The sequence below is a fragment of the Glaesserella sp. genome (assembly GCF_041817755.1).
In the GTDB taxonomy this organism is placed as follows: domain Bacteria; phylum Pseudomonadota; class Gammaproteobacteria; order Enterobacterales; family Pasteurellaceae; genus Glaesserella.
Map to the genome: position 1 here is coordinate 45,375 of NZ_JBGYBX010000044.1, position 12,140 is coordinate 57,514.

Below are 12,140 nucleotides of genomic sequence, written 5' to 3' on the forward strand. Positions count from 1 at the left end.
GAGGTTTGACTCTTTTTTTATTCATTTCAAATCAAGATCCCAATAGTTAGGGATCTTTTTTTTGCCTAAAATTTGCGTAAGAGGATAAATAAACAATGAGTCAGTTAATTCGTACACTAAAAAGCCATATTCGTGATGAGGTCATTAAAAAAGGCGGGTGGGTCAATTCTCATGCACATGCGGATCGTGCATTTACCATGACACCTGAGAAAATTAAAATTTACCAAGAAGCCAATTTGCAACAAAAATGGGATTTAGTGGATGAAGTGAAACGGAATTCGACGGTGGAAGATTATTACCGCCGTTTCAGCCAAGCGATTGAGCTGATGATTTCACAAGGGGTGACTGCATTCGGCACCTTTGTCGATATCGACCAAGTTTGTGAAGACCGTGCGATCTTAGCCGCCCATAAAGCCCGTGAGGTGTATAAAAACGACATTATTTTAAAATTTGCCAATCAAACGCTGAAAGGAGTGATTGAGCCGAATGCACGGAGATGGTTTGATATCGGTTCGGAGATGGTCGATATGATTGGCGGTTTGCCGTATCGTGATGAATTGGACTATGGCAAGGGGCTGGAAGCGATGGATATTTTGATGGAAAAGGCAAAATCCCAAGGCAAAATGTTACATGTCCACGTTGATCAATTTAACAGCCAAAAAGAGAAAGAAACGGAACAGCTTTGCGATAAATCGTTAGAGCACGGTATGCAAGGGCGGGTTGTTGCGATTCACGGCATTTCGATTGGTGCACATCCGAGAGAATACCGCCAAATGCTGTATAAAAAAATGAAAGCGGTGGATATGATGATGATTGCCTGCCCGATGGCGTGGATTGACAGCCCGCGTAAAGATGAAGTATTACCGTTTCATAATGCCTTAACGCCCGCCGATGAAATGATCCCGGAAGGGATTACCGTGGCAATCGGGACGGATAATATTTGTGACTATATGGTTCCTCTCTGTGAAGGCGATATGTGGCAAGAGTTGAGCTTATTGTCTGCAGGCTGCCGTTTTACCAACTTGGAAGAAATGGCAAATATCGCCAGTATTAACGGGCGTAAGGTGTTAGGGTTAACTGCGTAATCCGTGAAAGTAACAAGCGGTGCGATCTGCAAATTATTTTGCAGATCGCACCGCTTGTCGTTGAATAGCACGTAAAATAATATTCAACGTTATTTTGTAAATTAGGCTTTATCACCGATAAGAACGGATTCCAATGCAATTTCAATCATATCATTGAAAGTTAATTGACGTTCTTCTGCCGTGGTTTGTTCGTGAGTGCGAATGTGATCCGAAACGGTACAGATAGTTAATGCTTTGGCACCGAATTCTGCGGCAACGCCGTAAATCCCTGCGGCTTCCATTTCAACCCCTAAAATGCCGTATTTTTCCATCACATCAAACATAGACGGATCCGGTGTGTAGAAAAGATCGGCGGAGAATAAGTTGCCGACACGGACATCTACGCCTTTTTCTTTTGCCGCTTGAACAGCCGCTGCCGTCATATCAAAATCGGCAATTGCCGCAAAGTCGTGATCTTTAAAACGCATACGGTTGACTTTTGAATCCGTACAAGCACCAACACCGATAACGACTTCACGTAATTTCACGTCTTGGCGAACCGCTCCGCAAGAACCGACACGGATGATTTTTTTCACGCCGTATTCAGTGATTAACTCTTTGGCATAAATAGAGCAAGACGGGATACCCATACCGTGTCCCATTACAGAAATACGGCGCCCCTTATAAGTTCCGGTATAACCGAACATATTGCGTACATTCGTTACTTGTTCTGCGTTTTCTAAGAAAGTTTCAGCGATATATTTCGCACGAAGCGGATCGCCCGGCATTAAAACGACATCGGCAAATGCACCGGCAGGTGCGTTAATATGTGGAGTCATGTTATGTTCCTCTTAGTTAGAATGGAGAGATTAATATCCCGTTACGTTTTGATTTACTTGCTCATCCTTTAAGGTTGCAAGCAAATTTGCTAATAAACTGGAGGCGCCAAAGCGGAAATGCGCTTGGTTGATCCAATCTTTTCCTAAAATTTCAGCACTCAAGGCAAGATATTGTTGCGCTTCTTCGGTGGTTTTGACGCCGCCGGCCGCTTTAAAGCCGACTTTATCCGCAACACCTAAATCACGAATCGTTTCAAGCATAATACGTGCAGATTCAAGCGTCGCATTAACAGGCACTTTACCTGTTGAGGTTTTGATAAAATCCGCTCCCGCTTTAATCGAAATTTCACTGGCTTGACGGATTAATTCAGGTGTTTTTAATTCACCCGATTCAATAATGACTTTTAAAGCAACATTAGCTTGAGTACAAACCGCTTTACACTGTTTGACCAATTCGAATCCTACTTTCTCATTGCCGGCGATTAAGGCTCGGTATGGAAAAACTACATCTACTTCATCGGCTCCGTAAGCCACTGCCGCTTTGGTTTCGGCAACGGCAATGTCGATATCATCGTGACCGTGAGGGAAATTGGTTACTGTAGCAATTTTCACTTGTGGCGTACCTTGCGCTTTTAACGCTTTACGTGCAATAGGGACAAAACGTGGGTAAACACACACTGCTGCCGGCGTACCGAATTCGGTTTTACCTTGTTGGCATAACGCAATAACTTTGTCATCTGTGTCATTATCGTTTAATGTAGTTAAATCCATTAAAGATAAGGCTTGTTGTGCGATTTGTTTCAAATTCATGGTTACTCCTTATAAACGCAATCGTTTAACTTGGCTATAAACGACAACACCACAGTTTCCTGTGGTGTTGAGAATGTGTTTTTATCGATTACAATACGGCGCCGCCGATACCGATAAATAAACCTGCAATGGCCGCACTCATTAAGTTGGAGAGTGTACCCGCCGCAACGGCTTTGATTCCCATGCGCGCTACGTCACTACGACGATTCGGTGCCATACCGCCTAAACCGCCGATAAGGATAGCAATAGAACTCAAGTTTGCAAAGCCACAAAGTGCAAAGGTGATGATCGCAATCGTTTTTTCACCTAATACGACCGGCGCACTTTCCGGTTTTAAGTAGTTGGCAAAATCGGCATAAGCAACGAATTCGTTTACGACCAGTTTTTGTCCGATTAACGAACCGGCTACTTGTGCTTCGGCTCCCCAAGGTACGCCGATAATCCAAGCAAGCGGTTGGAAAACATAACCTAATAAAGATTGTAATGTAACGCCTTCGAAGCCGACTAAGCCACCAACCCAACCGATAAAGCCGTTTAACATAGCAATTAATGCAATAAACGCTAATAGCATTGCACCGACATTCATGACAAGTTGTAAACCGGAGAATGCACCGACTGCCGCCGCTTCAATGACATTGGCCGGTTTGTCATCCATATCGTCTTCACTTAACTCATCTTTAAACGATTCTGTTTGCGGGTGTAGAATTTTGGCAAAGAGCAAACCGCCCGGCGCTGCCATAAATGATGCTGCGATTAAGTACGGAAGCGGAACCCCCATACCGGCATAACCAATCATTACCGCGCCGGCGACGGAGGCTAAACCACCACACATAACGGCAAACAATTCAGAGTCCGTCATTGATTTGATATATGGTTTCACCAATAACGGGGCTTCGGTTTGACCGACAAAGATATTTGCCGCCGCAGACATAGATTCTGCTTTTGATGTACCTAATGCTTTTTGTAACGCACCACCAAGGAGCTTGATGACAAGTTGCATAATACCAAGGTAGTAGAGAACGGAAATTAATGCGGAGAAGAAAATAATCGGTGGAAGCACACGCAGAGCAAAGACGAAACCGCCGCCACCGAATACTTCAAACATCTTATCACTGACTAAACCGCCAAATAAGAAACTGATACCGTCATTACCGTAGTTAATCACGGCGCTGACCCCTTTTGATGCGGCAAGCAAAGCATCGCGTCCAGCCGGGATATAGAGAATAATAGCGCCGATACCGATTTGAATTGCTAGCGCACCGAAAACGGTACGATAGTTAATTGCTTTTTTATTGTTGGATAACAAGAACGCAATTAAAAGGAGTACAACAATGCCTAGAAGGCTCATAAATGTATCCATTTTTACAACCTCGAAAAAGTTTAACAGAAAATTGATTGCCAAATAAGAACACCGCAGCAACCATGAAAAAGGGTGTTTATGATACCGCCTTTTTTTGTCAAAATCTTCAAAATTTTATAGTTATATCAGTATTATGGCAGGCAAAGATAAAAAATTTGATCTACCTCTCACTTTTAAGCGGTATTTATTGATTTGTGCATTTAACAGGATTATTCTTTGGAGTAAATCTTCTTTTTTATAATAAATTGTGGAGTCATTATGTCGAGATTAACCAAGGCACAAATTTTAGCGCAGTTACAAAACGGGCTAATCGCCTCCTGCCAGCCCGTGGATAACGGTCCGATGGATTCACCGGAAATCGTGGCGGCAATGGCAAAAGCATCAGTCATAGGAGGGGCGGCAGGATTACGTATTGAAGGCATTGATAATCTAAAAGCGGTACGAGCTGTTGTTGATGTCCCTATCGTTGGTATCGTTAAGCGGGATCTGCCTGACAGCCCGGTACGTATTACACCGTTTTTACAAGATATCGATGATCTCTATCATGCCGGCGCGGATATTATTGCTTTCGATGGTACGGATCGCATTCGCCCGACGACGATTGAAGCCTGTGCAAAGCGCATTCAAGAGCTCGGCGCCATGTCGATGGCCGACTGTTCAAACTATAAAGAAGGTATGTATTGCCAAGCGCTGGGAGTTGATCTGATCGGCAGCACCATGTCAGGCTATACCGGCGGTGAAACGCCTGATGAACCTGATGTACAACTTGTACGTGATTTGGTCGCAAGTGGTTGTCGTGTCATGGCGGAAGGACGGTACAATACGCCGGAGCTGGCGGCTGCGGCAATTGAAAACGGTGCATATGCCGTTACGGTCGGATCGGCATTGACCCGCTTGGAGCATATAGTCAGCTGGTTTGTCAGTGCGATCGATAATTGCAAAAAAGGAGCTTAAAATGACAGCTTGTTTAGCGATTGATGTCGGTGGAACGAAAATTGCGGCTGCGCTGGTCACCTTAAAAGATAAAGATGCACTGGTGGAACAACGCATTCAAATTCACACACCGCAAAACCCGAGTGCAGAGGCTTTGGATAATGCGTTAGCGGAAGTCCTACAGAAATTTTCAGGACAATTCGACAAAGTCTCAGTGGCATCCACGGGGATTATTCAGAACGGTATATTAACCGCACTTAATCCGAAAAATTTAGGCAATCTTGCCTTTTTCCCTTTACAACAAAGTATTGCAAAACATACGGATAAGCCGATTACCTTGCTCAATGACGCACAAGCTGCCGGCTGTGCGGAATTTCTGCGCCAAGAGGATATTGAAAATTTTGCCTTTATTACGGTATCTACCGGTGTCGGCGGCGGCATTATTCTTAACCGCAAATTGTTTACCGGTACAAACGGGGTAGCCGGACATATCGGGCACATGGCAGTAGATTATCATGGTGAAACTTGCGGCTGCGGCCGGGTAGGATGTGTAGAAGCCATTGCTTCGGGACGAGCAATTGCGCGAGATGCGGCAAAATGGGAAAACCCGTGTGAACCGCCGGAAGTGTTCGAACGTTTTAGAGCCGGTGATCCGCAGGCGGGGACGTTGGTGGATAAATCGGCAAAAGCTATTGCCAATTTAATCGCAGATTTAAAAATCGGTTTGGATATTCAACGGATTGCATTGGGTGGAAGTGTCGGTTTGGCAAGTGGTTATTTAGCGCGTGTTGAGCATTTTTTAGCGCAAATGCCATCGATATACAGACCGGAAATTATCCCAGCCTATTATGCACAAGATGCCGGTTTGATCGGTGCTGCCTGGTGGGCGGAAAATCAATATGAATAATAAGCCGTTAAGTTAAACATAAAAATAAGGGCTGGGATGTCAGCCCCTTATTGTTTCTACAAGCGGTCAGTTTCGCCTACTATTTTGCAAATTATAGACCTTTTAACACATTCACCATTTCAATCGCGCCTAACGCACATTCAGAGCCTTTGTTGCCTGCTTTTGTACCTGCACGCTCGATAGCTTGTTCGATATTTTCGGTAGTTAATACACCAAAAATAACCGGAACACCGGTTTGTAAGCTCACTGCACCAATGCCTTTTGCTGCTTCATTGCATACATAATCATAGTGCGTGGTTGAGCCGCGGATTACTGTGCCTAAGCAGATTACTGCGTCATACTTACCGCTTTCCGCCATTTTTTTCGCAACCAACGGAATTTCAAATGCCCCAGGTACCCAAGCGGTATCAATATCGCTTTCGTTTGCACCGTGGCGAACGAGTGTGTCGATCGCACCGCTTAACAGTTTATCGTTGATAAAATCGTTAAATCTCGCACACACAATGCCGAATTTTAACCCTGTTGCCACTAAATTACCTGTGATAATTGCCATTTTTGTTTTTCCTTATTGTTAAATAAATTGATATTCCCCCTCTTTGACAAAGAGGGGGCTAGGGGGAGATTTTTTAAAAGTTAAACATATGCCTCATTTTGACTTGTTTAACTTTAAGGTATTCCAAATCGTGTTTATTCGGCTCAACCATAATCGGCTCTCGTGCCACGATATTTAAGCCAACTTGCTGTAAGCCTTCGATTTTCGCTGGATTATTGGTTAACAAGCGGATCGTTTTCACCCCTAAACTGCGAAACATCTGTGCGCCAATATGGTATTCACGTTCATCTTCACCAAAGCCAAGGGCTAAATTCGCCTCGACGGTATCCATTCCTTTATCTTGCAATTCATAAGCACGCAGTTTGTTGATTAAGCCAATGCCTCGCCCTTCTTGACGTAAATAGAGCAACACGCCTCTGCCTTCTTGCTCAATTTGGCTCATTGCGGCGGCAAATTGCTGACCGCAGTCGCAACGTTGTGAACCAAAGGCATCGCCGGTTAAACATTCAGAGTGAATACGGCATAGCACCTCTTCGCCGTTGCCAATATCCCCTTTCACTAATGCAACGTGTTCTTTACCTGTGATTTTCTCGATGAAACTGTGTGCGGTAAACTCGCCGTATTTGGTCGGCATTTTGACGACGGAAATTTGCTCAATTAAACAATCTTTTGCTCGGCGATATTCTTGTAACTGGGCAATTGTGATAAACGGCATATTGTGTTGAGTGGCAAAGGCTTGTAGTTCAGGCATTTTCATCATTGTGCCGTCATCTGCCATAATCTCACAGCAAAGTCCTGCGTGTTTAAGCCCGGCTAAACGAGCCAGATCCACCGTTGCTTCCGTATGTCCGTTACGCACCAACACGCCACCGTCTTTCGCAAGTAGGGGGAACATATGCCCCGGACGGCGGAAATCACTTGGTTTGGCGTTGTCGTCCACCACTTTAAGCGCCGTAAGCGAACGCTCAAAAGCCGAAATGCCCGTGCCTGTATCAATGTGATCGATAGCAACGGTAAAGGCGGTTTCGTGGTTATCGGTGTTGTAAGAAACCATCTGCGGTAGGTCGAGTTTTTGGGCTATCGCCGTTGAAATCGGCATACAAATCAAACCTTTACCATAAGTTGCCATAAAGTTGATATTTTCAGGAGTGGCAAATTCCGCCGCACAGATAAAATCCCCTTCGTTTTCTCTATCTTCGTCATCGCTGACGATAATAATTTTGCCTTGGCGTAATGCGTCTAAGGCTTGTTCTACGCTTGAAAATTGAAACATTTGCTTTCCTTTTTGATAATTCCCCCTTTGAAAAAGGGGGGCTAGGGGGGATTTAAAACCCCACTCGCTTTAAAAATTCTTCGGTGATATTGCTCTGTGGCTCGCTCTGTTTCGGCGACAGCAATTTTTCCACATATTTTCCGATTACATCATTCTCTAAATTCACGATACTGCCGACCTTTTTCGTGCCTAAATTCGTTTCACTTAACGTATGCGGAATAATCGACACTCGGAAGCTGTTTTCATCACAATCGACCACAGTCAGGCTTATTCCGTCAATCGTAATTGAGCCTTTTTCAATGATGTAACGCATCAGCTTTGCCGTGGTTTTAATCTGATACCAGACCGAATTATTCGCAGGGGTAATGCTGACAATTTCCCCTGTGCCATCAATATGCCCCGACACAATGTGTCCGCCGAAACGTCCGTTTGACGCCATTGCTCGTTCAAGATTAACGGGGCTGTTCGGTTGTAATTCGCCTAATGATGTACGGGCGAGCGTTTCCGACATGACATCTGCGGAAAAATGGTTTGAGCCAAATTCGGTCACGGTTAAACAGACACCATTGACCGCAATGCTGTCGCCTAAGTGCATATCCGTAAAAATTTTGCTTCCCGTAATGGTTAAAACGGCAAATTCCCCTTGTTTGTGGATTTTGGCGACTTTGCCGACTTCTTCAATAATGCCTGTGAACATCAGTTTGCTACCTCAAAATCTAATAAAATATCATCACCCATCATTGTGATAGTTGGCGTTTTTAACTGGACGGCATTTGCCAACACGCCGATTCCATCACCACCGATGGGCGTTTTAGCAGTAACACCACCAACTAATTTAGGAGCGATGTAGCAATGCACACGGTTCACAATCCCTTCGTTTAACGCACTAAAATTTAAACTTGAGCCGCCTTCCAACAATAAGCTGTCAATGCCTTGTTCGCCGAGTTTTTGCAAAAGATCGACTAAATCAACCCGCTTGTCTTTTGCTTTACAAACCAACACTTCCACTCCAAGCGGTTGGAATTGGGCGATTTTTTGCAAATCATCTGAAACTGTTGCAATAATCGTGCGATAGGTTTTGGCGGTTTGGACTAATTGACAATCTAATGGCGTACGCAATCGGCTGTCGCACACAATCCGCACCGGCTGTTTGGCATTCGGCATACGGCTATTGAGCATCGGGTTATCCGCCAGCACCGTATCCACCCCAACCATAATCGCACTGTATTGATGTCGGGTGCATTGCACATTGGCTCTGGCTTGTTCCCCTGTAATCCACTTGGACTCGCCTGTTGCGGTGGCAATTTTACCGTCTGCGGTCATCGCATATTTCATCAACACATAAGGGCGTTTAGTTTGAATATAGTGAAAGAAAATCGGATTTAACGCATCACATTCGGCTTTCATCACATTCTCAATCACCTCAATCCCTGCTTGACGGAGTTGTGCCACGCCTTTACCCGCCACAAGGGGATTTGGATCGCTTGAGCCGATAACGACGGTTTTAATCCCCCGTTCAATCAACAAATCAGAACAGGGCGGTGTACGTCCGTGATGACAGCAAGGCTCAAGGGTAACGTAAGCCGTTGCTCCGCTTAAATCTTCCTGACAATGTAAAATCGCATTACGTTCGGCGTGCCATTCACCGTAGCGTTGGTGATAGCCTTCCGCAACAATGTTGCCGTCCTTAACAATCACACAACCGACCAACGGATTAGGATTTGTCCAGCCACGACCAAGTTCAGCCAGTTCAATGGCTCGAGCCATAAAAATAGAGTGTGTCATTTGTTTTCGTATTTTCAGAAAATAGGGGCAGTGGAATGGGATATTTATTTAGATAAACCGTTCCCCTCTTTAGTAAAGAGGGGTTAGGGGAGATTTGTTAGGCTATATGCAATAAGAGGGAGTAAATAGTCAAAAAATACTAGATAAAAATGTCTTATCCATTATTTTCTTCGTTATCTACTTCTGCCAAATCTTCCCCTGCCCCTCTTTGCTAAAGAGGGGAGTTTTATTGAGGCTAAATAAACAAACGCCTTGAAATCTCACGATCTCAAGGCGTTAAAAGCATAAGAAAAGCACTCGAACAGTGTTCGAGTGTAGATATTCCAGCTCTTCTTCCATCCAGACTATCACTGTCGGTACCGGAATTTCACCGGTTCCTGCGTCGGTTTTCACCTCTGCTCGCGGACTTTACCGCCGATCGGGAATTTCACCCTGCCCTGAAGATTAAAAATTGTTGCGGATTCTGCACCTGTTTGAAGAACGTGTCAAGCAACAATTTTTTAACAAAAGCGCTTGAGAAAAATATCAAACGCTATGATTTTTTTTAACTATTTAAGATTATTTTGCTGATCAAGGAAATCTTGATTGATTTCAATTTTTGCCCGTTCACGTAAATCTTTCAGTAAGTCATTACGTAAGACGATACGATTAGCTTCGGCAAACTGTGCCGCAAACGGCTTAAATGCCTCTAAATTGCCATCGACAATGTTATCTAACGCAATAATGATAACTCGACCGTTTTCAAGAGTCGTTTGATAAACCGGATTATTCGCCGTCGGTTTTGGCATGGCAAATACGGTTTGGGTCAACTGCGGTTGTCGTACTTGTGACTGAGCAAAAACGAGTTCCTGAGGCTGTTCGAACGTTACCGCCGTTTTATTGCCTGCTTGAAGCGCTTTAATTTGCTCTTCAGCCTTGGCTAATAATGTTTTTTCCGATTTTGCGTATTTTACGGCATGTTCTACGGCTGTTTTTGCCTGCTCAAACGTTTGTGTGCTTTGCGCTTGATAATTGCTGACACGAATAAAAAGAGTTTTCGGGTTGGTCGTGTCACCGATATCGATAGCTTCGGAATTTTGTCCGTTTTGTGCCGATTCACCGTTAAATAATACTTTTAGCACTTTCTCATGGTTCAACGCCTCGGGCACGTCATTGCGGGTAAATTGTGCGGTTTTTTGTACATTTATTCCGGCCAGTCGGGCAACGCCTTCAAGAGAACCGTTATCTTCAAACGCTTTATTTGCCATTTCACGAGTGATATTGGAATATTCGGTAAGCATCAACTCACGACGAATAATCTCGGCAATTTGTTGTTTGACTTGTTCCAACGGAATGGATTGCCCGGGTGCCCGCTCAAGTACTTTGATGATATGATAAGCCCCGTCTACTTTTATCGGTTGGCTTGTACTGCCTACGCTTAACGACTGAGCGGCATCGTCAAATGCTTTAGGGAATACCCCGGATTTTGCCCAACCTAAATCGCCGCCTTGAGCTGCGGAAAGTTTGTCCGTCGATTTTTCTTTTGCCAATGTTGCAAAATCCGTTCCTTGTTTTAGCGCTACGGCAATATCATTCGCTTCAGTCTCGGTTGCGACTTGGATGTGCGCAATTTTGGTTTCTCCCGCCGTGCTGTATTTTGCTTTATTGGTTTGATAATACGTATTGATTTGTTCATCGGTAACTTGAATATTTTTCTCAAGATCTTTCGGTTCGATAGAGACATATTCCACAGTCAATTTTTCCGGGTTGATAAAATTCGCTTTATTCGCCTCATAATAAGTCAACAGCTCTTCTTCCGAAGCGGTTTGTTTCACCGCGTCATCCGCAATCGGGAATGATGCTAAACGCACTTGCCGTTTTTGTAGTAACAATTGGGCAAGATGAGCTTGTTGAGACGGCACCATAAAATCACTTCCGATGATGCTTTCTTGAATTTGTGAGAACAGCAATCCTTCGTAGACGAAAGCCGCATAGCCGTCAGGCGTTAATCCGTTGCTGCGCAAAGTTTGTTGATAAAGCGTATTGTCGAATTTACCGTTTTGTTGAAACGCCGGTGAATTGACGATTTCCGATTTGATTTGATCGGCACTGATGTCCAGTTTTAAACTTTTGGCATATTGACGCAAGAGCTCATCATCAATTAATTGATTGAGAACCGAATATTGGAATTCTTTTGCGTATTCCGGGTTGTCTAAAAGATCCCAAAAACGCTCTCCCATCTGCGCATTCATTATATTTTGTTGACGATTTTTGGCCGACGTAAAAGCCTGTTGCGAGATTTCTTCTCCGTTCACTTTAACCGCAGAAGTATCCGAACTCATCAATCCCCCGCCGATTCCGCCTAATACAAAAGAAAGAGAAACGAGGGCAAAAATTATTTTAAATGCGATGCCGCCGGATTTCTCATGCATTTTTTCGATCATTGTTATGGTTCCTAGTCATAAAAAATGGAGCAATTATACTGTAAAGCGCTTAATTCTCAAATGTGATTTTTGGAATTCGGAACCTTTCCTTCATTGCACCTCAGAGCAGTGATTTGCTATCTAAACTTTGCATTTAACGTTAAAATTTGTTCTAATTTACACCTCGTTGTGAGAACCGCTTCTCTTTACTTCT

11 protein-coding genes and 1 riboswitch are annotated in these 12,140 nt (G+C 44.1%); of the genes, 3 read left to right on the forward strand and 8 right to left on the reverse strand.

Annotation, left to right across the window (positions count from 1 at the left end; genetic code table 11):
- Positions 1-95 precede the first annotated feature (95 nt).
- A complete protein-coding gene (locus ACEYKX_RS06360) occupies positions 96-1,085 on the forward strand; it encodes an amidohydrolase family protein (RefSeq protein WP_373766213.1) in 990 nt (329 codons plus the stop codon).
- Positions 1,086-1,186: 101 nt separating this feature from the next.
- Here ACEYKX_RS06360 and deoD read toward each other — a convergent pair whose 3' ends face one another.
- From deoD to ACEYKX_RS06375, 3 genes are all read right to left on the reverse strand, one after another.
- Positions 1,187-1,903: a purine-nucleoside phosphorylase gene (gene deoD / locus ACEYKX_RS06365; RefSeq protein WP_373766214.1), complete on the reverse strand. Its 717-nt coding sequence runs from the start codon at positions 1,901-1,903 to the stop codon at positions 1,187-1,189.
- 30 nt (positions 1,904-1,933) lie between these two features.
- On the reverse strand, positions 1,934-2,713 hold the full coding sequence (gene deoC / locus ACEYKX_RS06370) for a deoxyribose-phosphate aldolase (RefSeq protein WP_373766215.1): 780 nt from the start codon (positions 2,711-2,713) through the stop codon (positions 1,934-1,936).
- A gap of 88 nt (positions 2,714-2,801) precedes the next feature.
- Positions 2,802-4,073 (reverse strand): NupC/NupG family nucleoside CNT transporter, encoded by a 1,272-nt coding sequence (locus tag ACEYKX_RS06375; protein ID WP_373766216.1) that lies wholly within the window; start codon positions 4,071-4,073, stop codon positions 2,802-2,804.
- A gap of 258 nt (positions 4,074-4,331) precedes the next feature.
- Between ACEYKX_RS06375 and ACEYKX_RS06380 the strand changes: the two genes are divergently transcribed.
- A complete protein-coding gene (locus ACEYKX_RS06380; protein ID WP_373766217.1) occupies positions 4,332-5,027 on the forward strand; it encodes an N-acetylmannosamine-6-phosphate 2-epimerase in 696 nt (231 codons plus the stop codon).
- A 1-nt stretch (position 5,028) separates the two neighbouring features.
- Entirely contained in the window at positions 5,029-5,913 is an 885-nt protein-coding gene (locus ACEYKX_RS06385; RefSeq protein ID WP_373766218.1) for an N-acetylmannosamine kinase, read from the forward strand.
- 91 nt (positions 5,914-6,004) lie between these two features.
- Here the strand turns inward: ACEYKX_RS06385 and ribE (ACEYKX_RS06390) are convergent, their stop codons facing one another.
- The 5 genes from ribE (ACEYKX_RS06390) to ACEYKX_RS06410 all read right to left on the reverse strand — a co-directional run bounded on the left by ribE (ACEYKX_RS06390) (position 6,005) and on the right by ACEYKX_RS06410 (position 11,947).
- Positions 6,005-6,466: a 6,7-dimethyl-8-ribityllumazine synthase gene (ribE, locus tag ACEYKX_RS06390; RefSeq protein WP_373766219.1), complete on the reverse strand. Its 462-nt coding sequence runs from the start codon at positions 6,464-6,466 to the stop codon at positions 6,005-6,007.
- Between the two features lie 73 nt (positions 6,467-6,539).
- Complete coding sequence (locus ACEYKX_RS06395) at positions 6,540-7,739, reverse strand: bifunctional 3,4-dihydroxy-2-butanone-4-phosphate synthase/GTP cyclohydrolase II (protein WP_373766220.1); 1,200 nt, start codon at positions 7,737-7,739, stop codon at positions 6,540-6,542.
- Positions 7,740-7,791: 52 nt separating this feature from the next.
- A complete protein-coding gene (gene ribE / locus ACEYKX_RS06400; protein ID WP_373766221.1) occupies positions 7,792-8,436 on the reverse strand; it encodes a riboflavin synthase in 645 nt (214 codons plus the stop codon).
- Positions 8,436-9,524, reverse strand: a complete 1,089-nt coding sequence (gene ribD / locus ACEYKX_RS06405; protein WP_373766222.1) for a bifunctional diaminohydroxyphosphoribosylaminopyrimidine deaminase/5-amino-6-(5-phosphoribosylamino)uracil reductase RibD — start codon at positions 9,522-9,524, stop codon at positions 8,436-8,438. The genes ribE (ACEYKX_RS06400) and ribD overlap by 1 nt, the downstream gene beginning before the upstream one ends.
- Before the next feature lie 323 nt (positions 9,525-9,847).
- Positions 9,848-9,973, reverse strand: a riboswitch (FMN riboswitch).
- 99 nt (positions 9,974-10,072) lie between these two features.
- Positions 10,073-11,947, reverse strand: a complete 1,875-nt coding sequence (locus ACEYKX_RS06410) for a SurA N-terminal domain-containing protein (RefSeq protein ID WP_373766223.1) — start codon at positions 11,945-11,947, stop codon at positions 10,073-10,075.
- Between the last annotated feature and the right edge of the window lie 193 nt (positions 11,948-12,140).

Bases quoted from the DNA above. Each gene is read 5' to 3' on its own strand.
- ACEYKX_RS06360 (WP_373766213.1), top strand. From the start codon at position 96: ATGAGTCAGTTAATTCGTACACTAAAAAGCCATATTCGTGATGAGGTC.
- deoD (WP_373766214.1), bottom strand. From the start codon at position 1,903: ATGACTCCACATATTAACGCACCTGCCGGTGCATTTGCCGATGTCGTT.
- deoC (WP_373766215.1), bottom strand. From the start codon at position 2,713: ATGAATTTGAAACAAATCGCACAACAAGCCTTATCTTTAATGGATTTA.
- ACEYKX_RS06375 (WP_373766216.1), bottom strand. From the start codon at position 4,073: ATGGATACATTTATGAGCCTTCTAGGCATTGTTGTACTCCTTTTAATT.
- ACEYKX_RS06380 (WP_373766217.1), top strand. From the start codon at position 4,332: ATGTCGAGATTAACCAAGGCACAAATTTTAGCGCAGTTACAAAACGGG.
- ACEYKX_RS06385 (WP_373766218.1), top strand. From the start codon at position 5,029: ATGACAGCTTGTTTAGCGATTGATGTCGGTGGAACGAAAATTGCGGCT.
- ribE (WP_373766219.1), bottom strand. From the start codon at position 6,466: ATGGCAATTATCACAGGTAATTTAGTGGCAACAGGGTTAAAATTCGGC.
- ACEYKX_RS06395 (WP_373766220.1), bottom strand. From the start codon at position 7,739: ATGTTTCAATTTTCAAGCGTAGAACAAGCCTTAGACGCATTACGCCAA.
- ribE (WP_373766221.1), bottom strand. From the start codon at position 8,436: ATGTTCACAGGCATTATTGAAGAAGTCGGCAAAGTCGCCAAAATCCAC.
- ribD (WP_373766222.1), bottom strand. From the start codon at position 9,524: ATGACACACTCTATTTTTATGGCTCGAGCCATTGAACTGGCTGAACTT.
- ACEYKX_RS06410 (WP_373766223.1), bottom strand. From the start codon at position 11,947: ATGATCGAAAAAATGCATGAGAAATCCGGCGGCATCGCATTTAAAATA.